Consider the following 20,204-nt stretch of genomic DNA (forward strand, 5'->3'; position numbering starts at 1 on the left):
AGACTTTCAAGTCGATGTATAACGCCAAAACAACCCGGTCAGTCCCCTCTCCCTCTGGGAGAGGGCTAGGGTGAGGGAAACAGTCGACGCGGTATCAGACAATAGCGCGGTAGCCTTCGATTTCGTCCGGCCACGCCGTGAGGATTTCGAAGCCCGTCTCCGTCACCGCCACCATATGCTCCCACTGCGCCGACAACGACCCATCCTTGGTCAGCACCGTCCAGCCATCCGGCATGTTCTTCACATGACGCTTGCCGGCATTGAGCATCGGTTCAACGGTAAAAATCATCCCCGCCTTCAACTTCATCCCTTGATCGGGAAAGCCGTAATGCAGAATCTGCGGCTCATCGTGATAGACCTTGCCGATCCCGTGCCCGCAGTACTCGCGCACCACGCTGAAGCCTTCCTTCTCCGCAAGGCTCTGGATCGCGTGGCCGATGTCGCCCAACGTCGCGCCCGGTTTAACTACGCGAATACCCGCGCACATGGCGTCATAGGTAGTCTTGATCAGATGCTGTGCTTCAGGTGTTGCCTCGCCGACCACGTACATGCGGCTGGTATCACCGAACCAGCCATCCTTGATCACCGCGATGTCGAGATTGACGATATCGCCATCCTTCAGCGGTGTGCCCGACGGGATGCCGTGGCACACCACATCGTTGACCGAAGCGCAGACGGTTTTCGGAAAGCCGTGATAACCGACGTTGGCCGGCACTGCTTTCTGCACGTTGACGATGTAGTCGTTGCACAGCTGATCAAGCTGATCAGTGGTGACCCCCGCCTTGACGTGCGGCACCAACATCGCCAGCACTTCAGCCGCGAGTTTGCCGGCAGCGCGCGATTGAGCGATGTCGGCCGGGGTGTTGATCTTGATCTGGTTTCTCATGCGCTGACGGCTTCCTGAGTCAGTTGTTGCAGATCCAGCCCGCCGTTCTGTTCGGCGCGGATCAGCAAGCGGCAAATGGCGCTGTGGTCGAGGTTGGGGTGCAGTTCGGCGAGCATGCCGATGCGCATCCAGTGCTCGGCCTGCGCGTTGATCGAGCGGCTGAGGGCGTTGCTGGAGATACGCAGGTTCTCGTGCATGTCCTCTGAAATCTTTACGATGCCCATATATGGATCCGATACGATATGTATATGGATCGTATATTAGCCAAGCCTTACGCAGAATTGCAAATCAACCCAGCGCCGCATCGAAAAACGATGAGATGAGCCGACTGGAACGCCGCTCAGCCAGACAGTACAAATACGTTTCCGTAAAAAGCGCTTCGCCCTCGATTCTGATGGTGCGGATGTTCGGGTCAGCAATGAACTCCGCTTCCGACACCACACCCAGCCCCAACCCGCGCACCACCGCTTCACGCAGTGCCTCACGACTGCCGATTTCCATGGCAATGCGCGGTTTGACCTGCGCGGCAATCAGCGCCTGTTCCAGTACCAGCCGCGTGGTCGAGCCGGGTTCGCGTTGCAGCAAACGCTGCCCTTCCAGCTCCTCCAGCCGCACGCTGCCCCGATTGGCCAGCGGATGCTCATGGTGCGCAAACAAGATGATTGCGTGCCGCGCATAACGCACTGAACTCAACGCCGGATCATCCTGACGCCCAGCCAAAACGGCGATATCTGTCACGTAATTTTCCAGATCCGACAACACTTGCGCCGAGTTGCCGACGCGGATCGACACGTCGATGTTCGGGTGTTGTTGCAGGTAGCTGTCAACCATCTCGATCACATGAAACGGCCCCACCGCACCAACCTTGAGCTGGCCACTGTCGAGCCGCCCGGAGTCGCGCAGCAGGTTGTGCGCTTCCAGCTCCAGCAAGGCAATCCGTTGCGCGATCGGCAGCAACTGCCGCCCAACATCCGACAGCTCGATGCGCCGCCCGCGCCGATGAAACAGTTCGACATTGTGCTGGCGTTCCAGGGCTTGCACCTGAGTGGTCAGCGTCGGCTGGCTCAATCCCGACGCCCGCGCCCCGGCACTGAAACTGCCGTGGCGGGCGACAGCGAGAAAGGCCCGTAGTTTGGCGCTCGACATCCATAGACTCCATCAATAGTTAGCTGTCGTTTCGCATATTGAATTGATTGAATGACTGTCACGTGACAGACCTAGCCTGTGGCAACTCCCAACCACACCGTGGAATGCCATGAAAACAATCAAACAGTTTCTGCGTGTCGCCAGCCTCACCGTTATTGTCTTGGGCGCCAGCCAGGTCTGGGCCAAGGACAAACTGACCATAGGCCTGATTCCCTCCGAAGACTCCCAGGCAATGATCGAATCGAGCAAGCAGGTGCTCGACGATCTGCAAAGCAAAATCGGCATGCCGGTGGTGCCGTTCGTGGCCACCGACTACAACGGCATCATCGAAGCGCTGCGCTCGGGCAAACTCGACGTCGCCTATCTCGGGCCGTTCTCCTACGTGCTGGCGACCTCGGTGGCGGATGTCGAAGCGTTCTCGGTGGCGGTGACCAAGAAGACCGGCCAGAGCGCTTACAAAAGCGTGATTCTGGCGCGCAAGGACAGCGGCATTCATACGCTGGCCGACCTCAAGGGTCATACGTTTGCTTTCGTCGACCCGAGTTCGGCGTCCGGTCATCTGTTCCCGAAAGCAGGCCTTGAGCAGGCCGGTTTTGCTCCGGACAGCCTGTTCAAACGGGTGATTTTCTCCGGCTCCCACGACGCCAGCATCCTCGCGGTGGAAAACAAGAAAGTTGACGCGGCAGCCGTGGCTGACCGCATCTTCGCCAGCGCCGTGGCCAAAGGTGTGGTGAAGCAGGATGACTTTGAAATCGTCTGGAGTTCAAAGCCGATCCCCGAATCGCCAATGGTCTGGCGCAAGGCGCTCGATCCGGAATTGAAGAAGAAGGTCGCCGACGCGCTGGCTTCGATCAAGGACGTGCCGTGGGGCGATCAGGGCGTGCTCAATGGTTTCCAGCCGACCACCGACGCCTCTTACGACGTGGTGCGCGAAACCGCCAAGGTGCTCGATCTCGATTTGCGGAGCATGAAATGATCAGCATCCGTCAATTGACCAAACATTACGGCAGCAACCCGGTGTTGCGCGGCATCGACCTTGAAGTCGCTGCGGGCGAATTCGTCGTCGTGCTCGGTCAGTCCGGCGCCGGCAAATCGACCTTGCTGCGTTGCATCAATCGCTTGGCTCAAGCTGACAGCGGCACGTTGAACGTCGCCGGTATCGACGCCCTCGCCTGCCCCGACACCAGCGTCCTGCGCCGCGAAGTCGCGATGATTTTTCAGCACCACAACGTCGTGCCGCGCCTGAGTGTGTTGAAGAATGTGCTGACTGGCCGCCTCGGTTCCGTCGGCACCCTCGCCTCGATTCTGCAACTGTTCCGCCGTGACGATGTGGCGCTGGCGATGCAATGCCTGGAGCGTGTCGAACTGGCGCACAAGGCCGGTGAGCGTACCGATTCGTTGTCCGGCGGGCAGAAGCAGCGCGTCGGCATCGCCCGCGCCCTGGCGCAGCGGCCGCAGGTGATTCTGGCCGATGAACCGATCGCCAGCCTCGACCCGAAAACTGCGCGCCTGGTGTTGCAGTACCTGCGCGACGCCACTCGCGAACTGGGCATCACCGTGCTGTGCAATCTGCATCAGGTCGAATACGCCCGCGAGTTCGGCGACCGCGTGGTCGGCCTTGCCAATGGCAATCTGGTGTTCGATGGCAAAGCGTCGAGCATGACCGACGCCGATCTGGCGCGAATCTATCCGGGGCAATCGGCGCAATCCCCTGCTGACGTGCCCACGCCCACCCTTTCCTATCGCGCTACCTCGAGGGCCTGAGCATGCCATCGCAAAACTATCAGTGGGTCGGCGATCGTCCGCGTGGCCCGCGCAGTTGGCTGACCACCGGCGCCGTCGTCCTGATCGTGCTGTGGACGCTGAACTGGAGCGCGCAAGGTGCGCAGCTCAGCCTCGGTGAACTGGCGGCGGGGTTGCCGCAGATCGGTGATTTCCTTTCGCGTACCTTCCCGCCGGACCTGAGCATTCTTCCACGTCTGCTCGCGCCAGCGGTGGAGACCTTGCAGATCGCCATTTGGGGCACCTTGCTCGGCGTGTTGCTGGCGATTCCACTGTCGTTTCTCGCGGCGCGTAATTTGAGCCGCAATCGTTGGGTGTTTCACGCCACGCGTCAGGCCTTGAATTTCACCCGCAGCATCAACGAACTGATCCTCGCGCTGATTTTCGTTTCAGCCGTCGGCCTCGGCCCCTTCCCCGGTGTATTGGCGCTGGCGCTGCATGGCCTGGGCATGCTCGGCAAGTTCTTCGCCGAGAGCATCGAAGAGATCGACCAAGGCCCGATCGAAGCGCTGCAAGCGACCGGTGCGCGGCCGCTACAGGTGATCGTGTTTGGCGTTTTGCCGCAAGTCATCACCGCGTGGATTGCAGTGATTCTGTACCGCTTCGAGGTCAATCTGCGCTCGGCCACGGTGCTGGGAATGGTCGGCGCCGGTGGCCTGGGTTTCGAACTGGTGAGCAGTCTCAAGCTGTTCAAATATCAGGAAACCGCGACCTGCATCATCGTCATCACTTTCATGGTGATCGTCGCCGACGCCGTATCGAGTCGACTGCGTGCCGCCATCCAGAGCGGTTCAACACATTAACCGCCGCTGTTATCGGTTCAGCCGATTCAAACCTGCGATTTATCGATTTGTACCGTTGTCGACCGCCATCGAGTATGTGGCCACACGACAACAACAAGAAGGATCCACCATGACTGCCCGTTTTCAGAATCCCGTCGATACCCGCTTCGGCTGGGGCAGCCTGCAAGACCTCGCCGCCATCACCGAGCAGCAGACTGTCGCCCTCGTGACCTTCCCTGAGGCCCGAGGGCTGGGATTGGTGGACCGTTTGCAACGCTTGCTCGGCGAACGTCTGATCTACATTGTCGAAGACGTCCAGCCCAACCCCGACGTCGCCCATCTGCGCAGCACTTACGAGCATTTCTGGCAGCACGCCGGCGACTGTGACGTGGTCCTCGCCGTGGGTGGCGGCAGCGCCATCGATACCGCAAAGGCGTTGATCGTCGGCACCGAATCCGGCCGTTTCGATGAACTGTTGAGCCTGCTGTCCAGCGGCAAGCCCTTCACGCCAGCCCGGTGCAAACAACTGATCGCCGCACCAACCACCGCCGGCACCGGCAGCGAGGTCACGCCGTGGGCGACGATCTGGGACAGCGCCAGCCAGAAGAAATATTCGCTGCATCTGGATTGCACCTGGCCTCGCGTGGCGATCATCGACCCGCAACTGATGCTCACCGTGCCGGCCAGTGTCACCGTGTCCACCGGACTCGATGCGCTGTCCCATGCGCTGGAGGCGATCTGGAACGTCAACGCCAACCCGGTCTCGGACACCTTCGCGATCTCCGCGATCGAGGACATCCTCGAATGCCTGCCGCGCCTGCACAAAGATCTCTCCAGTCACGAATTGCGCAGCCGCATGGCACTCGCTGCGCTCAAGGCCGGGCTGGCGTTTTCCAACACCAAAACCGCGCTGGCGCATTCGATCTCCTATGAGATGACCTTGCGTCACGGCTTGCCCCACGGCATCGCCTGCTCCTTCACCTTGCCGTTGGTATTGGGTTTGGCCTGGGGTCACGACGCCACTCGCGACCGTACCTTGCAACGGGTGTTCGGCGCGGATCTGGGCAAGGCCCAGCAGCAGTTGCGCGAGTTCCTGCACAGCCTCGGGGTGAAGACCGAATTCGCCGATTACGGCGTCTCGGCCAAGGACGCCGAAGCCATCATCCATCTCGCGATGCAGGGCGCACGCGGCAAGAACTTCATTGGCTCACAAGCCGCCTGACGCCTGATGACACCCCAGTAATCCAAGCACCGCCAGCGGCCTAAAGCCGCGGTGATTTCCTGCCGCACCGAAAAAGAGTGCACCCGCCGAAGACACCCGGCGGGAACCGACAACAATAAGGAAAAGATCATGAATCGTGCCGAAACAATGCCTGGTCTCGCCGTCCGTTCTGCCTCGTTCCGGGTCGCGCAGTGGCGCATGCTGCTGGCGGCGATGTTCTGTTATCTGTTTTTCTACACCGGGCGGCAGACCTTCGGTTTTGCCATTCCGGGGATTCAGGCCGAGTTCGGCCTGAGCAAGGAAACCCTCGGCTGGGCTTCTGCGGCGATGCTCTGGGCCTACGCCATTGGCCAAGCCATCAACGGCAACCTCGCCGATAAATTCGGTGGTCGGCGGATCATGACACTGGGTGCGGTGTTGTCCTGCGGTGCCAACTGGGTGACCAGTTTTGCCAGCGGTTTCACCAGCCTGATTCTGCCGTGGGGCGTCAACGGCTACTTTCAGGCCTTGGGCTGGGCGCCGGGCGGTCGGTTGATTGCCAATTGGTGGGCGGCGGGTGAGCGCGGCAAGGTCTATGGCTTTTATACATTCGCCGCCGGTTGCGCGTCGATTCTGTCGTACGTCACTTCCATAGTCGTGCTTGAAGTACTGCAACTGGAATGGCGCTGGATCTTCCGTTTGCCGGTGTTGCTGATGCTCGCCGGCGGGATCATTTTCTATCTGGTTGCCCGCGAACGGCCACAGGACCTGGGCTTCGAGCCAGTGGGCGATACCGGTGTGGCCAACGCTGACGACAAGCATCAGGAAGCCGCACAGGGCGAAGTCGAGTCCTCGGCGCAACGCTACAAAGCCGTGCTGAAGAACCCTCGCCTGCTCATCGCCGCACTGTCACTGGGCTTCCAGAACGCGGCGCGCTACGGCTTGATCGTCTGGGTGCCAGTGCACTTTCTCGGCGCGGACTGGAAAAGTGGTGACGGCATGATCGATCCGAAATGGATCACCGTCGCCCTCCCCGTCGGTATGGCGGTTGGCGCATTGAGCAACGGCTGGGTATCGGACAAGTTGTTCGGCTCCAAGCGTTACCTGGCGATCATGCTCTACATGTTCCTCGGCGCCGCCACCAGCCTGTGGATGTGGAGCCTGCCGCCGCACAGCGTGATCGGCCTGGTCGCGTTGTTCCTTTGCGGCTTCTTCGTCTACGGCCCGGCCTCGAGTTTTTGGGCGCTGTGCCCGGATCTGGTCGGGGCCAAACGCGCCGGTACGGCTACCGGGATCATGAACTTTTCGTCCTACCTGTTCGCTGGATTGGCCGAGCCACTGATCGGGCGTCTGCTTGACACCACGGCAAATACGTCTCTGATCTTCATAGTGGTCACCAGCGCCAGCCTGTGCAGTGCGGCAGTGGCATTGTTCATCCGACGCTGATGGGGCTTGCATGTACCAGTATCACAAGTGGTTGCGTTCGTTTCATGCGGTGGCCAAAACCGGCAGCTTTACCCTCGCTGCGGAGTACCTCAGCGTCGGCCAGCCGACCGTCAGCGAGCAGGTCAACGCGCTGGAAAACACCTTCTCGGTGGAGCTGTTCCACCGGCGCGGCCGCTACATCGAAATGAGCGCCGCCGGGCACAAGCTCTATGCGATCACTCAGGGCCTGTTCGGTCAGGAGGATGAAGCCGTGCAACTGTTGCAGAGCTTCAAGCAGCGCAAGACCGGCATGTTGCGCCTCGGCGCGGTGTCACCGCCGATTGCGATGAACCTGACGTATGAGCTGATGCAGCGCCACCCGGATATCGAACTGGAAACGTCGTTTTCTTCGGAAAAGGACACTCTGGCGCGGTTGTTCAACCTCGATATCGACGTGGCGATTCTGGCTTTATCGGAATTCGACGAGCGCTTCCACACGCGGCTGTACCACCGTTATCCGATCATCGCCGTGGTCCGCGATGACCATCCGTGGGTCCGTCAGGCGCAGGTTCACGTCAGTGAGATCAGCGGCGAAAAATGGGTGATGCGCGAATCCAGCGCGCGCACCCGGCAACTGGTGGAAGAAAGCTGCAAACGCCTCGATATCGAGCTCGATTGCGTCATGCAACTCAACAGCCGCGAAGCCATCGTCCACGCCATCGTCAAGGGCATCGGCATCGGGTTTGTCTCGGCGGTCGAGTACGCCGAAACCCCAGGTACCAAGCCCATTACGTTTGTCGACCACCCGTTCTTTATCGAATACCACCTGTGCTGCCTCGGCATCCGCAGGAACCGGCCAGTAATTGCCGAACTGTTTGATGCGAACCCACCGCTGACCTGATCAGCACTGCCCCTTGACCGCCTACCTCATTACCGAGGGACGGCCCACGCTTACCTGAAAACGGAGATTGACCATGCAGTACCAACAACCGACTCACCTGCAAGCCGCGATCCTCGACTGGGCCGGCACCGTTGTCGATTTCGGCTCGTTTGCGCCGACGCAGATTTTTGTCGAAGCCTTTGCCGAGTTCGGCGTCGCGGTGTCGCTGGAAGAAGCGCGCGGGCCGATGGGCATGGGCAAGTGGGATCACATCCGCACGCTGTGCAACCTGCCGCAGATTGCCGAGCGTTATCGTGCAGCGTTTGATCGCTTGCCGAGTGACGACGATGTGACGGCGATCTACGAGCGCTTCATGCCGTTGCAAATCGAGAAAATCGCCCTGCATTCTGCGTTGATACCGGGCGCCCTTGAGGCGATTGCGACGTTGCGCGACAAGGGGTTGAAGATTGGTTCGTGCTCAGGATATCCGGCGGTGGTGATGGCCAAGGTTGTCGAACTGGCGCGGGAAAATGGCTACGTCGCTGACCATGTCGTCGCCACCGATGAGGTGCCGAATGGCCGGCCATATCCGGCGCAGGCCTTGGCTAACGTAATTGCCTTGGGCATCGATGACGTGGCGGCCTGCGTCAAGGTCGATGACACCTGGCCGGGGATTCTCGAAGGGCGCGCCGCCGGTATGTGGACGGTGGCGCTGACCTGCTCGGGGAATGCGTTGGGACTGACTTATGAGCAATACAAGGCGTTGCCGTCGGATCGACTGGCGGAAGAACGAGCGCGGATCGGCAAGATGTTCGCGCCTTCACGTCCGCATTACCTGATCGACACCATCGCCGAATTGCCCGAGGTGATCGAAGACATCAATGCGCGTCTGGCCCGGGGCGAAACCCCGCAAGCCTGCTGAGTAGCCCCCTGCCCCTGATCGTTCCCACGCTCTGCGTGGGAATGCAGCCCGTGACGCTCCGCGTCACTGGACGCAAAGCGTCCCTAGAGGCATTCCCACGCGGAGCGTGGGAACGATCAACAGCCAAATCGCAGGCAAAAAAAAGCTGCCAAATTCGGCAGCAAAAACTTTAAGAACACGCGATGTATTGGCCTCAGCATAGAAGCCGGATAATGACAGTGTCATGACAGCCGCAAATTCATTGAACCGCCCCTGCCCCGTCATCAGGATGTCATCAAGATCACGGCAGAATCCTCGCAAACCGTCTTGAGCCTCGCGACGGATGCTCTGCAAGGATTCCCATGAAAGACGACGCCTCGCTGTTTGCCGCCATCGACCTGGGTTCGAACGCCTTTCGCCTGATGATCGGCCAGTCGGTGCGCAGTCGAAAGGGCCTGCAGATTCAGGAAGTGAAAACCCTGCGTGAACCGGTGCGGCTTGCCGAAGGCTTTGATGGCGGTGCGCTGGATGCACTGGCACTGGATCGCGGCTGGCAGGCATTGGCGCGGTTCGGCAAGAAACTGCGCGGTTTCGAGGCCGGCCGGGTGCGTGCGGTGGCGACCAGTGCGGTGCGTGAAGCGGATAACGCGCAGCTGTTTCTGGCCAGTGCTGAGCGGCATCTGGGCTTTCCCATCGACGTCATTTGCGGCCATGAAGAGGCGCGGCTGGTCTACGCCGGCGTAACTCACGCCTTGCCCAGCGCCGACGACCTGCGCCTGGTGGTCGACATCGGCGGAGGCTCCACCGAGCTGATCCTCGGCCAGGGCTCACAACCCTTGTTAACCGAAAGCATCGCCATCGGCAGCGGCACCTTGAGCACGCGCTTCTTTCGCGGCGGCGATGTGTCTGCCGGCGCGCTACAGGCGGCCGAACGCTTCGCCATCCTGCAGTTTGAAAAAGTTGCCCGGCGCTATCGTGCGCAGGGCTGGCAGCAAACCATTGGCTCCTCCGGCACCGCACGCATGCTGGCCAAAGTGCTCAAGGCCAATCGCCTCAACGACTTCGGCCAGGACGGCATCACCTACGGCGGTCTGCTGCGCCTGTCGTTACTTCTGCTGAAAGTGAACAACGTGCAACAGCTCAAGCTCGCCGGCCTGCAACCCCACCGCCAGAGCATTCTGCCCGGCGGTCTGGTGCTGATGCTGGCGGCGTTCAAGGTGTTCGGCATCGCCCAAATGCTGCCCTCCGAACCGGGCCTGCGTTTAGGCGTCTTGCACGGTTTGATGAGCCAGCACTAATCCTCGCCACGACAGATTCGTCTCCCCTTCAGCGGCTTGATCGACTACCATGCCGCCGCTGGTTCCCGAACGGGACTAATAGGGAATCCGAGGTGCTTGCACAGCATTGATCGGAACTGCCCCCGCAACTGTAGGTGCCGAGCCTGCTCCACGACTGCCACTGGGTGAACCCCGGGAAGGCCGGAGCCAAGGCGATGACGCATCAGTCAGGAGACCTGCCGGCACAGTGATTACTAACCGGCGGGGTGTCCGGGAAGGACATCGTGCCGCGCGCGTCTTCGTTTGATGCCCGGCCTTGCGCTGTTTTCCTGACCGCGTTCGATGGTGTGTTTCCAGACCGTACTTTCCCGCTCCCCGTACGGTTCCTTCGGAGACTGCCCCATGCTGCTGCCCCGTATCGCCACCCTCATCACCGGCCTGACCCTTGGCGCCTTGGCGCAGGCGGCCCCGACGGTGTATCCGCTGACGGTCGAGAACTGCGGCAGCACCCTCACCTTCCAACACGCACCGACGCGCACCGTGACCATCGGCCAGGCCGGCACGGAAATGCTCTACGCCATGGGCCTGGGCGATAAAGTCGTCGGCACCTCACTGTGGTTCAACAATGTGCTGGCCAAGTACAAGCCGCAGGACGACAAGATCGAGCGTCTGGCCGATAACGAACCGAGTTTTGAAGCGGTCATCGGCAAGCGCCCGGAACTGGTCGCCGTGGAGCTGGAATGGATGGTCGGCCCGCAAGGCGCGGTCGGCACCCGTGAGCAATTTCATGACTTGAAGATTCCGACCTACCTGCTGCCCTCCGATTGCGAAGCCAAGGACAACCTCGTCGGCGCCGACGGCACGCGGCTCGCACCGTTTCGTATCGACACGATTTACAAGAGCGTGAGCCAACTGGCGCAAATCTTCGATGTCCAGGATCGTGGCCAGCAACTCAATGATCAACTCAAGGCCAGCCTCGCCAAGTCGATTGCCACCGCCCAAGGTAAACAACTGAAGGATGCCAGCGCGCTGGTGTGGTTCTCCAGTGCACAAATGGACATCGAGCCCTTCGTGGCCGGACACAAAGGCATTCCCGATTTCATGCTCAGCACCCTCGGCGTGCGCAACGTGGTGGCGTCCGATGAAGAGTGGCCAACGGTCGGCTGGGAAACCATCGCCAAAGCCAATCCGACCTTCCTCGTCATCGCGCGCATGGACCGTCGGCGCTTCCCCGCTGACGACTATGAAAAGAAACTCGCCTTCCTGCGCAGCGACCCGGTGACACGCAACATGGACGCGGTGAAACACAACCGCATCATCATTCTCGACGCCATGGCCATGCAGGCGAGCCTGCGCATGTTCGACGGCATCGAGCAACTGGCCACGGCCATCAACGGCTATGACCTGTCGCGATGAGTGCCAGCCTGATCCGTACGTTGCTGGCCCTGGCGACGCTGTTGATTGCAGTGGTTGCGGGCGTGGCCATCGGTGAAACCTCGATTGAACCGGGTGTGGTCGTGCAAGTGCTGGCGAACAAGTTGTGGAACGCCGGTTACGCGCTCGACCCGATCGATGAAGGCATCGTCTGGAACTATCGCCTGACCCGCGCACTGGTCGCGGCCGCGTGCGGTGCCGGTCTGGCGACGTGCGGGGTGATTTTGCAGTCGCTGCTGCGTAATCCGTTGGCCGATCCCTACTTGCTGGGGATTTCTGCCGGCGCCTCGACCGGGGCGGTGATGGTCGCGCTGCTTGGCGTTGGCGCGGGGATGATCTCATTGTCAGTCGGTGCATTCGCCGGCGCGGTCACGGCGTTCGTGCTGGTGATTCTGCTGGCGCGAGTCAGCGGTTCGGCCAGCGGCACCGGGCAGATCATTCTTGCCGGGATCGCCGGTTCGCAGTTATTCAATGCCCTGACGGCGTTTCTGATTACTCGTTCGGCCAGCTCCGAACAGGCGCGCGGCATCATGTTCTGGCTGCTGGGCAATCTCGGTGGCGTGCGCTGGCCATCGGTATGGCTGGCAGTGCCGGTTGCCTTGCTGGGACTGGTCGTGTGCCTGTGGCATCGGCGGGCGCTGGATGCGTTTACCTTTGGCGCGGATTCGGCGGCATCCCTCGGTATTCCGGTGCGACGGGTGCAGATTTTGCTGATTGGTTGTGCGGCGCTGGTGACGGCGGTGATGGTGTCGATTGTCGGTTCAATCGGCTTTGTCGGGCTGGTGATTCCCCACGCCGCGCGGCTGTTGCTCGGTACGGGTCATGCGCGATTGCTGCCGGCCAGTGCCTTGGGCGGTGCGGTGTTTTTGATTGCTGCTGATGTGCTGTCGCGCACGCTGATCAAGGGTCAGGTGATTCCGGTCGGGGTGATTACCGCGCTGGTCGGTGCGCCGGTGTTCGCCTTGATTCTGGTTGGCCGCAGGTCCGCGCGATGAACAGTGTTCTGAGTTGTTCTGGTCTGAGCTTCAAGGTACGCGGCGCCGAGTTGCTCAACGGTGTCAGCCTTGACGTCCGGCGCGGCGAAACCTTGGGTATCGTCGGGCCAAATGGCTCGGGCAAATCCACCGTGTTGAAGTTGCTGGCCGGGCTGCGTGAACCGAGCGCCGGCGAGGTGCTGCTCGAAGGTCAGCGCTTGGGCAAAATGGCCCGGCGCAGCATTGCGCAGAAGCTGGCGGTGGTCGAACAACAGGCCGACACCGACGACGGCATTCGCGTGTTCGATGCCGTAGCGTTGGGGCGCACGCCGTGGTTGTCGGCACTGCAACCGTGGTCGGCGGCGGACGATGCCATCGTCGAGCAGGCGCTCACCGACGTTGACGCGACGCACCTGCGCACGCGTCTCTGGCGCAGCCTGTCGGGTGGTGAGCGGCAGCGAGTGCATATCGCTCGCGCCCTGGCGCAGCGACCGCAGATTCTGTTGCTGGACGAGCCGGCCAACCACCTCGACATTCAGCATCAACTGACCATTCTCAACGTGGTGCAGGCGTTGCCGGTGACCACGTTGATCGCGCTGCATGATCTTAATCAGGCGTTGAAGTGTGATCGTCTGGCGGTGCTGGAGCGCGGGCGGCTGGTGGCGTTGGGCGCGCCGCTGGAAGTGCTGACACCGCAGCGGTTACAGGACACTTTCGGGGTCAGGGCGCATTACCTGACGGACCCGTTCGATGGGGCGCAGATTCTCCGGTTTCACTCATGAGATTGTGCATGTGGGTTGTTTGCCAGACCGGGTCAGCGTCGACATCGATAATCTCGAAGCCTTGGCGCTGCCAGAACGCGATGGCGCCCGGCAGAAATGGATGAGTATGCAGGTAGATCACTTCAACTCCGTCGGCGAGTGCCAGGTCTTTGAGTGATCGATACAGCGCACCGGCCAGGCCTGAGCGGCGCTGTGATGGCAGGACAAACAGACGGACGATTTCCACCACTTTAAGGTCCGGATAGAGCAAGTGCGGGAAGCGTCGGTCGTAAGCGAGATAGCCGATTGAGGCGACAATCTGCCCTTCGTGACGAGCGATCAGAAAGCGTCCTGCCCCACGCAGATAAGCCTCGGCAAAACGCGCCAGATCGTCGGGCATGCCGGTCGCGCTGAGCTTGGGAAAAAGCTCGGCACGGGCGCTTAGAACAAAATCCAGCACCTCGGGAATGTCTGCGTCGGACACGGTTTGGATAACGGGTTGATCACTCATGTAGCGGCAAATACCTAGGATGCGGCTGGGCACAGTAGCAACAGCTTTTCGGCGATGCCATGAGAATTCCCGTTTCTGAAAATACATACACAACCCCTGTAGGAGTGAGCCTGCTCGCGATAGCGGTGTGTCAGTCACCGATGATTTGACTGACACACCGCTATCGCGAGCAGGCTCACTCCTACAAGGGGTTGTGTTTATTCAGGTGGTTAAGGTGTCAGGCCAGCTCTTTACGCAATTGCCGGGCGGCGGTGACCATATGCACCAGCGCCGCTTCCGTCTCCGGCCAGCCACGGGTTTTCAGGCCGCAGTCCGGGTTGACCCATAGCCGCTCGGCCGGAATACGCTTGGCAGCCTTGCGCAGCAGATTAGCCATTTCCGAAGCATCCGGAATGCGTGGCGAGTGGATGTCGTAGACGCCCGGGCCGATGTCGTTCGGGTAAGCGAAGGCTTCGAAGGCCTCCAGCAATTCCATGTCCGAACGCGAGGTTTCGATGGTGATCACGTCGGCATCCATCGCCGCGATGGACTCGATCACATCGTTGAACTCGCTGTAGCACATGTGCGTGTGGATCTGCGTTTCGTCGCGCACACCGGAGGCGCACAGGCGGAACACTTCTGTCGCCCAGTCCAGATAATGCTGCCACTGCGCCTGACGCAACGGCAGACCTTCACGGAACGCCGCTTCGTCGATCTGCACGATCTTGATGCCGGCGGCTTCCAGATCCACCACTTCATCACGAATCGCCAGCGCCAGTTGCCGCGCCTGCACTTCACGGCTGACGTCTTCACGCGGGAACGACCACATCAGCATGGTCACCGGCCCGGTCAACATGCCTTTCATGACCTTGTCAGTCAGGCCCTGCGCATAACGGATCCACTCCACGGTCATGGCTTTCGGGCGGCTTAGGTCGCCGAAGATCACTGCCGGTTTGACGCAACGCGAACCGTAACTCTGCACCCAGCCAAACCGGGTGAATACGTAGCCGTCGAGTTGCTCGGCGAAGTACTCGACCATGTCGTTGCGCTCGGCTTCACCGTGTACCAGCACATCGAGGCCCAGACGTTCCTGGATTTCCACCGCGTGGCGAATTTCGCTGTGCATGGCTTCGGTGTATTCGGCTTCGGTCAGCTTGCCTTGTTTGAACGACTGGCGAGCGAGGCGGATTGATGCGGTTTGCGGGAAAGAACCGATCGTCGTGGTCGGGAACAGCGGCAGATCCAGACCGGCACGCTGCTTGGCGATGCGCTGGGGAAACAGCGACTGACGCTGGCTGTCCTTGGCCGTAATCGCGGTGACACGGGCCTGAACAGCCGGTTTGTGAATGCGCGGCGAAGCGGCACGCGCAGCCTGCACCGAACGGCTTTCGGTCAGTGCGCGCAGCACTTTCGGCGCTTCGGGTTCATCGACGGCATGCGCCAGAATCGCCACTTCTTCGCACTTCTGCACAGCGAAGGCCAACCAGCTTTTCAACTCGGCATCGAGCTTGTCTTCGCGGCCCAGATCCACCGGGCTGTGCAGCAGCGAGCAGGACGGCGCCACCCACAAGCGATCACCCAAACGCTCATGGGCATGGCGCAACGTCGCCAAGGCGTTTTCCAGATCGCAACGCCAGACGTTACGGCCGTTGACCACGCCCAGGGACAACACTTTGTAGGCCGGCAGACGATCGAGAATGGTCGGATACTGCTCCGGGGCGCGCACCAGATCGATGTGCAGACCGTCGACCGGCAGGTTCGCCGCCAGACCGAGGTTTTCTTCCAGACCACCGAAGTACGTGGCGAGCAGTTTTTTCAGCGGATCACGCTGAATCTGGTTGTAGGCACGCTCGAACGCGTTCTTCCATTCCTGCGGTAGGTCGAGTACCAGAATCGGTTCGTCGATTTGTACCCACTCGACACCTTGAGCAGCGAGGCGCGCGAAGATCTGCCCATACAACGGCAGCAAGCGATCAAGCAATTCCAGCTTGTCGAATTCGGCGCCCTTGGCCTTGCCCAGCCACAGATACGTCAACGGGCCAATGATCACCGGTTTGACGTTGTGGCCCAGCGCACGGGCTTCTTCGACTTCTTCAAACAACTGATCCCAACCCAACTGGAACTGTTGATCCGCGCTGAATTCCGGGACGAGGTAGTGGTAGTTGGTGTCGAACCACTTGGTCATTTCCTGGGCGTGCGCCCCGCCGCAGCAACTGTCGCTGACGCCACGGGCCATGGCGAACAGGGTCTGCAGATTGGCTTTGCCATCGTGCGGGCGGAAGCGCTCAGGGATCACACCGAACATCAGCGAGTGCGTCAGCACCTGGTCGTACCAAGCGAAATCGCCGACCGGCAGCAATTCGATGCCAGCGTTTTTCTGCAAGTCCCAGTGGGCCTTGCGCAGCTCGCGACCGACTTCACGCAGGCCTGCCTCGTTCAGTTCTCCTTTCCAGAACGCCTCTTGCGCTTTCTTCAGTTCGCGGTCGCGACCGATGCGCGGAAATCCAAGGGAATGGGCCAGTGCCATAACAAACAACTCCAGTGTTCTGTTGATGGCGGCCATTGTCGGCAGTGGTCGCTAGTGAGACAAACTCAATTTAATCTTGATCAACACAAGTTTCCCTCATGATCAAATCATCGCAGTCTGTCTCCTGAAAACACTCCGAGATGAGAGCGTTTGGCACGGCTGAACGTTTTTTGCGGCAGGAAACTTGTCGGCAATTCAAGCTGTTCGTCGCCATGAAGACGCCCTTTGAAAACTCGATGACGCCTCTGTGTAAACGCTCTCGAACCCGCCCCGGCAGGTCTTTGATTTCGATCTATCGTTAGATCGAAATGGCTGAATTGGCGACCGACTAAAGGTTGCGACAGCTGATGTCTGAGCCTATGTTGCACGCGAGTCTTTTCCCCGCGATTGGAACGCGATCAACACCACCAAGAGGTGAAGAAATGTCAAAGGAATCACGCCCTGCCGTACTTGGGCTGATAGGCAACACTCCGCTTGTGCAGGTCACCCGCTTTGATACCGGGCCGTGCACACTGTTTCTCAAACTTGAATCACAGAACCCTGGGGGTTCGATCAAGGATCGCATCGGTCTGGCGATGATCGACGCCGCCGAGCGTGATGGTCGTCTGCAACCCTGCGGCACCATCGTCGAAGCCACCGCCGGCAACACCGGCCTGGGTCTGGCACTGGTAGGCCGCGCCAAAGGCTATCGCGTGGTGCTGGTGGTACCGGACAAAATGTCCACCGAGAAAGTCCTGCACTTGAAGGCCATGGGTGCCGAAGTGCACATCACCCGCTCCGATGTCGGCAAGGGTCATCCCGAGTATTACCAGGACGTCGCCGCCCGTTTGGCAAAAGACATTCCCGGCGCGTTTTTCGCCGACCAGTTCAACAACCCGGCCAACCCGTTGGCCCACGAATGCAGCACCGCGCCGGAGATCTGGGCGCAGACCGAACATGATCTGGATGCCATCGTTGTCGGTGTCGGCTCGGCCGGCACGCTGACCGGCCTGAGCCGCTTCTTCAAACGCGTGCAGCCGGATCTGGAAATGGTCCTCGCTGACCCGGTCGGTTCGGTGATGGCGCAGTACAGCCGCGATGGCTCGCTGCCGACGCCCGGCTCTTGGGCGGTGGAAGGCATCGGCGAAGACTTTATTCCGTCGATCACCGACCTCTCCAGCGTGCGCCACGCCTACTCGATCAGCGATGAAGAAAGCTTCGACCACGCCCGTCAGTTGCTCAAGGCCGAAGGCATTCTCGGCGGCTCCTCGACCGGCACCCTGCTCGCCGCGGCGCTGCGTTATTGCCGGGAACAGACCGAGCCGAAACGCGTGGTGAGTTTCGTCTGCGACACCGGCACGCGTTATCTGTCGAAGGTCTACAACGACCAGTGGATGACCGATCAAGGCTTGTTGCAGCGCAAGGGTTACGGTGATTTGCGTGACCTGATCGCCCGCCGCTTCGAGGACGGCCGCGTGATCAGCGTCGGCCCTGACGACACCCTGCTGACCGCGTTCCAGCGCATGCGCCTGGCGGATGTTTCGCAATTGCCGGTGCTGGTGGAGGGCAAGCAACTGGTCGGCGTGATCGACGAATCCGACATCCTGCTGGCGGTGCACGAAGACGCCGCGCGCTTCAGCCAATCCGTCTCCAGCGTGATGACCGACAAACTGCAAACCCTTGCCCCTGGCGCCAGCCTTGCTGAGCTGGAAACGGTGCTCAGCCGTGGTCTCGTCGCGATCATTGCCGATGCATCGGGCTTCCATGGCCTGATCACTCGCACCGACATGCTCAACCAATTACGGAGATCCCTCGCATGAGTCAGCACGACGATAAATCCCAAGGCTTCGCGACCCGGGTGATCCACGCCGGGCAGACGCCGGACCCGACCACCGGCGCGCTGATGCCGCCGATCTACGCCAACTCCACGTACTTGCAAGACAGCCCCGGCGTGCACAAGGGTTTCGATTACGGCCGCTCGCACAACCCGACGCGTTTTGCCTTGGAACGCTGCGTGGCAGACCTGGAAGGCGGCACCCAGGCGTTTGCCTTTGCTTCCGGGCTGGCAACGATTTCCACGGTGCTCGAACTGATCGATGCCGGTTCGCACGTCATCTCCGGCAATGACTTGTACGGCGGCACGTTCCGCCTGTTCGACAAGGTCCGTCAGCGCAGTGCCGGACACCGTTTCAGCTATGTCGATCTGACTGACCTGGCGGCGTTCGAAGCGGCGCTGCAGGACGACACACGCCTGGTGATTGTCGAGTCACCGACCAACCCGCTGCTGAGCCTGTCGGACCTCGCCGCTATCGCCCGTATCTGCCGTGCACGCGGGATCATCAGCGTGGCCGATAACACCTTTGCCAGCCCATATATTCAGCGGCCGCTGGAGTTGGGTTTCGACATCGTGCTGCACTCGACCACCAAGTATTTGAACGGCCACTCCGATGTGATCGGTGGGATCGCCGTGGTCGGCCAGAACCAGGAACTGGCCGAGAAGCTGGGCTTCTTGCAGAACGCCGTCGGTGCTATTGCCGGACCGTTCGATGCGTTTCTGACCCTGCGCGGGGTGAAAACCCTGGCATTGCGCATGGAGCGTCATTGCAGCAACGCACTGGATCTGGCGCAGTGGCTGGAACAGCAGCCGCAGGTCAAACGCGTCTACTACCCGGGGCTGGCCTCGCATCCGCAGCACGAGTTGGCCAAGCGCCAGATGCGTGGTTTCGGCGGGATGATTTCCGTCGACCTGAACAGTGATCTGGACGGTGCACGCCGTTTCCTTGAGAACGTGAAGATCTTCGCCCTCGCGGAAAGTCTCGGCGGCGTGGAAAGCCTGATCGAGCACCCGGCGATCATGACCCACGCGACCATTCCGGCTGATACCCGCGCAAAACTGGGGATTGGCGATGGCCTGGTGCGTCTATCGGTGGGCGTTGAAGACGTTGAAGACCTGCGCGCCGACCTGGCGCAAGCGCTGCAATCGATCTGACCTGGCAAGAACGACAAAGCCCGCACGAAGCGGGCTTTGGTGTTCGAGTAGGCGGCCAGTGCTGGTCTCTGGCTTACAAGGTTTATCGGGCTTCCCACAGTACCGGGTCAAATTGAAAGTTAGTGCCTCGGCTGCTTCACACGGCATAAGGGCTGGATCTCAGCGCGGAGATCTTTCTAACCGTGTACCTTTCGGAGCGCGCCCCACGCCCCCTTGCTATCCGATTGCGCATCAGTCTGCGTCTTCGCCTACACCTTTGAGCCTAGCAAAGCCTCGTGGACTTGAATCAGAGTTTTTAGACTGATTTGAGCTTTGCTCAAAACGGGCAGGAAGATAAGCGCCTAAAGGCCGCCGATCCCCCCGCCCTACCGTCTCGCTATCGCGATCTATACTCAATCAGTTCGATCATGATTCTGTCGACACCCGCACGCCTGACGGTGTGCCCGTGCCTTTCGCCCACCAGACTGACCCAGGCCAATGAGTCATAACGCCAGCGATCAAGCGGCGGACGATGCCTTATCGCTTTGTGGCTGCCGGGTCATGGAGAAAACTATGAAACACAAGCTGTTGTCAGGCGTGCTTCTGGCGGTCGTGGCGACCGTGGTAGTGCCCAATGTCTGGGCTGCACAACCGCAGGCGTTGGCTTCCGATGGATCGGATCACGTCGGGGCCGGAGCGGTGGCTTCTGATGGTGCCGATCATGTCGGTGCAGGTGCGGTGGCTTCCGACGGCGCCGACCATGTCGGTGCAGGCGCGGTAGCTTCCGACGG

The 20,204-nt window shown here is 60.6% G+C and carries 19 protein-coding genes, 1 pseudogene and 1 riboswitch; of the genes and pseudogenes, 14 read left to right on the forward strand and 6 right to left on the reverse strand.

What is annotated here, in order from left to right; all coding sequences use genetic code 11:
• Positions 1-94 precede the first annotated feature (94 nt).
• The 3 genes from map to PMI23_RS16810 all read right to left on the reverse strand — a co-directional run bounded on the left by map (position 95) and on the right by PMI23_RS16810 (position 2,032).
• Positions 95-886 (reverse strand): type I methionyl aminopeptidase, encoded by a 792-nt coding sequence (gene map / locus PMI23_RS16800; RefSeq protein ID WP_007918026.1) that lies wholly within the window; start codon positions 884-886, stop codon positions 95-97.
• Entirely contained in the window at positions 883-1,110 is a 228-nt protein-coding gene (locus PMI23_RS16805; RefSeq protein WP_007918027.1) for a ParD-like family protein, read from the reverse strand. The genes map and PMI23_RS16805 overlap by 4 nt, the downstream gene beginning before the upstream one ends.
• Positions 1,111-1,174: 64 nt before the next feature.
• Positions 1,175-2,032, reverse strand: a complete 858-nt coding sequence (locus tag PMI23_RS16810; RefSeq protein WP_007918028.1) for a LysR substrate-binding domain-containing protein — start codon at positions 2,030-2,032, stop codon at positions 1,175-1,177.
• A gap of 109 nt (positions 2,033-2,141) precedes the next feature.
• Here PMI23_RS16810 and phnD point away from each other — a divergent pair, with 109 nt between their 5' ends.
• From phnD to phnX, 7 genes are all read left to right on the forward strand, one after another.
• Entirely contained in the window at positions 2,142-3,008 is an 867-nt protein-coding gene (gene phnD, locus PMI23_RS16815; RefSeq protein ID WP_007918037.1) for a phosphonate ABC transporter substrate-binding protein, read from the forward strand.
• On the forward strand, positions 3,005-3,796 hold the full coding sequence (gene phnC / locus PMI23_RS16820; protein ID WP_007918038.1) for a phosphonate ABC transporter ATP-binding protein: 792 nt from the start codon (positions 3,005-3,007) through the stop codon (positions 3,794-3,796). The genes phnD and phnC overlap by 4 nt, the downstream gene beginning before the upstream one ends.
• A 2-nt stretch (positions 3,797-3,798) precedes the next feature.
• Positions 3,799-4,617, forward strand: coding sequence for a phosphonate ABC transporter, permease protein PhnE (gene phnE, locus PMI23_RS16825; protein ID WP_007918039.1), 819 nt, complete (start codon positions 3,799-3,801; stop codon positions 4,615-4,617).
• A 109-nt stretch (positions 4,618-4,726) separates the two neighbouring features.
• A complete protein-coding gene (gene psrA, locus PMI23_RS16830) occupies positions 4,727-5,818 on the forward strand; it encodes an iron-containing alcohol dehydrogenase PsrA (protein WP_007918040.1) in 1,092 nt (363 codons plus the stop codon).
• Between the two features lie 129 nt (positions 5,819-5,947).
• Positions 5,948-7,243, forward strand: a complete 1,296-nt coding sequence (locus PMI23_RS16835) for an MFS transporter (protein WP_007918041.1) — start codon at positions 5,948-5,950, stop codon at positions 7,241-7,243.
• A 10-nt stretch (positions 7,244-7,253) separates the two neighbouring features.
• Positions 7,254-8,123, forward strand: coding sequence for a LysR substrate-binding domain-containing protein (locus tag PMI23_RS16840; RefSeq protein ID WP_007918043.1), 870 nt, complete (start codon positions 7,254-7,256; stop codon positions 8,121-8,123).
• Positions 8,124-8,196: 73 nt separating this feature from the next.
• Positions 8,197-9,024: a phosphonoacetaldehyde hydrolase gene (phnX, locus tag PMI23_RS16845; RefSeq protein WP_007918045.1), complete on the forward strand. Its 828-nt coding sequence runs from the start codon at positions 8,197-8,199 to the stop codon at positions 9,022-9,024.
• Positions 9,025-9,087: 63 nt separating this feature from the next.
• Here phnX and PMI23_RS16850 read toward each other — a convergent pair whose 3' ends face one another.
• On the reverse strand, positions 9,088-9,357 hold the full coding sequence (locus tag PMI23_RS16850; RefSeq protein ID WP_157279743.1) for a hypothetical protein: 270 nt from the start codon (positions 9,355-9,357) through the stop codon (positions 9,088-9,090).
• Between the two features lie 8 nt (positions 9,358-9,365).
• Here PMI23_RS16850 and PMI23_RS16855 point away from each other — a divergent pair, with 8 nt between their 5' ends.
• The 4 genes from PMI23_RS16855 (at position 9,366) to PMI23_RS16870 (ending at position 13,470) form a co-directional block, all read left to right on the forward strand.
• Positions 9,366-10,301, forward strand: coding sequence for a Ppx/GppA family phosphatase (locus tag PMI23_RS16855; RefSeq protein WP_007918047.1), 936 nt, complete (start codon positions 9,366-9,368; stop codon positions 10,299-10,301).
• Between the two features lie 42 nt (positions 10,302-10,343).
• Positions 10,344-10,538: riboswitch (cobalamin riboswitch) on the forward strand.
• 144 nt (positions 10,539-10,682) lie between these two features.
• Positions 10,683-11,696 carry an ABC transporter substrate-binding protein gene (locus tag PMI23_RS16860; RefSeq protein ID WP_007918049.1) on the forward strand — a complete coding sequence of 338 codons (1,014 nt, stop codon included), beginning with the start codon at positions 10,683-10,685 and terminating at the stop codon, positions 11,694-11,696.
• Between the two features lie 8 nt (positions 11,697-11,704).
• Positions 11,705-12,709, forward strand: a complete 1,005-nt coding sequence (locus tag PMI23_RS16865) for a FecCD family ABC transporter permease (RefSeq protein ID WP_177321059.1) — start codon at positions 11,705-11,707, stop codon at positions 12,707-12,709.
• Entirely contained in the window at positions 12,706-13,470 is a 765-nt protein-coding gene (locus tag PMI23_RS16870) for an ABC transporter ATP-binding protein (RefSeq protein WP_007918053.1), read from the forward strand. Before PMI23_RS16865 ends, PMI23_RS16870 begins: the two co-directional genes overlap by 4 nt.
• Here PMI23_RS16870 and PMI23_RS16875 read toward each other — a convergent pair.
• Together PMI23_RS16875 and metE are read right to left on the reverse strand one after the other, a co-directional pair.
• Entirely contained in the window at positions 13,409-13,960 is a 552-nt protein-coding gene (locus tag PMI23_RS16875; RefSeq protein ID WP_042704973.1) for a GNAT family N-acetyltransferase, read from the reverse strand. The genes PMI23_RS16870 and PMI23_RS16875 overlap by 62 nt on opposite strands.
• A gap of 217 nt (positions 13,961-14,177) precedes the next feature.
• The gene (gene metE, locus PMI23_RS16880; protein WP_007918057.1) at positions 14,178-16,466 is read right to left on the reverse strand and encodes a 5-methyltetrahydropteroyltriglutamate--homocysteine S-methyltransferase; all 2,289 of its coding nucleotides are present in this window, start codon (positions 16,464-16,466) and stop codon (positions 14,178-14,180) included.
• A 422-nt stretch (positions 16,467-16,888) separates the two neighbouring features.
• On the opposite strand from metE, the gene PMI23_RS16885 reads away from it, so the two are divergent.
• From PMI23_RS16885 to PMI23_RS29355, 3 genes and pseudogenes are all read left to right on the forward strand, one after another.
• Positions 16,889-18,265 carry a pyridoxal-phosphate dependent enzyme gene (locus PMI23_RS16885; RefSeq protein WP_007918058.1) on the forward strand — a complete coding sequence of 459 codons (1,377 nt, stop codon included), beginning with the start codon at positions 16,889-16,891 and terminating at the stop codon, positions 18,263-18,265.
• On the forward strand, positions 18,262-19,434 hold the full coding sequence (locus PMI23_RS16890) for a cystathionine gamma-synthase (RefSeq protein WP_007918059.1): 1,173 nt from the start codon (positions 18,262-18,264) through the stop codon (positions 19,432-19,434). The genes PMI23_RS16885 and PMI23_RS16890 overlap by 4 nt, the downstream gene beginning before the upstream one ends.
• Positions 19,435-19,986: 552 nt before the next feature.
• Positions 19,987-20,204 (forward strand): annotated as a pseudogene (locus PMI23_RS29355) (hypothetical protein); the annotation flags it as partial.

The organism is Pseudomonas sp. GM24, from assembly GCF_000282235.1.
Taxonomy (GTDB): domain Bacteria; phylum Pseudomonadota; class Gammaproteobacteria; order Pseudomonadales; family Pseudomonadaceae; genus Aquipseudomonas.

Coding starts and splice junctions, on each gene's coding strand:
- psrA (WP_007918040.1), top strand. CDS start 4,727: ATGACTGCCCGTTTTCAGAATCCCGTCGATACCCGCTTCGGCTGGGGC.
- PMI23_RS16835 (WP_007918041.1), top strand. CDS start 5,948: ATGAATCGTGCCGAAACAATGCCTGGTCTCGCCGTCCGTTCTGCCTCG.
- PMI23_RS16805 (WP_007918027.1), bottom strand. CDS start 1,110: ATGGGCATCGTAAAGATTTCAGAGGACATGCACGAGAACCTGCGTATC.
- phnX (WP_007918045.1), top strand. CDS start 8,197: ATGCAGTACCAACAACCGACTCACCTGCAAGCCGCGATCCTCGACTGG.
- phnC (WP_007918038.1), top strand. CDS start 3,005: ATGATCAGCATCCGTCAATTGACCAAACATTACGGCAGCAACCCGGTG.
- PMI23_RS16890 (WP_007918059.1), top strand. CDS start 18,262: ATGAGTCAGCACGACGATAAATCCCAAGGCTTCGCGACCCGGGTGATC.
- PMI23_RS16870 (WP_007918053.1), top strand. CDS start 12,706: ATGAACAGTGTTCTGAGTTGTTCTGGTCTGAGCTTCAAGGTACGCGGC.
- phnE (WP_007918039.1), top strand. CDS start 3,799: ATGCCATCGCAAAACTATCAGTGGGTCGGCGATCGTCCGCGTGGCCCG.
- phnD (WP_007918037.1), top strand. CDS start 2,142: ATGAAAACAATCAAACAGTTTCTGCGTGTCGCCAGCCTCACCGTTATT.
- PMI23_RS16840 (WP_007918043.1), top strand. CDS start 7,254: ATGTACCAGTATCACAAGTGGTTGCGTTCGTTTCATGCGGTGGCCAAA.
- PMI23_RS16885 (WP_007918058.1), top strand. CDS start 16,889: ATGTCAAAGGAATCACGCCCTGCCGTACTTGGGCTGATAGGCAACACT.
- map (WP_007918026.1), bottom strand. CDS start 886: ATGAGAAACCAGATCAAGATCAACACCCCGGCCGACATCGCTCAATCG.
- PMI23_RS16860 (WP_007918049.1), top strand. CDS start 10,683: ATGCTGCTGCCCCGTATCGCCACCCTCATCACCGGCCTGACCCTTGGC.
- PMI23_RS16855 (WP_007918047.1), top strand. CDS start 9,366: ATGAAAGACGACGCCTCGCTGTTTGCCGCCATCGACCTGGGTTCGAAC.
- PMI23_RS16875 (WP_042704973.1), bottom strand. CDS start 13,960: ATGAGTGATCAACCCGTTATCCAAACCGTGTCCGACGCAGACATTCCC.
- metE (WP_007918057.1), bottom strand. CDS start 16,466: ATGGCACTGGCCCATTCCCTTGGATTTCCGCGCATCGGTCGCGACCGC.
- PMI23_RS16810 (WP_007918028.1), bottom strand. CDS start 2,032: ATGTCGAGCGCCAAACTACGGGCCTTTCTCGCTGTCGCCCGCCACGGC.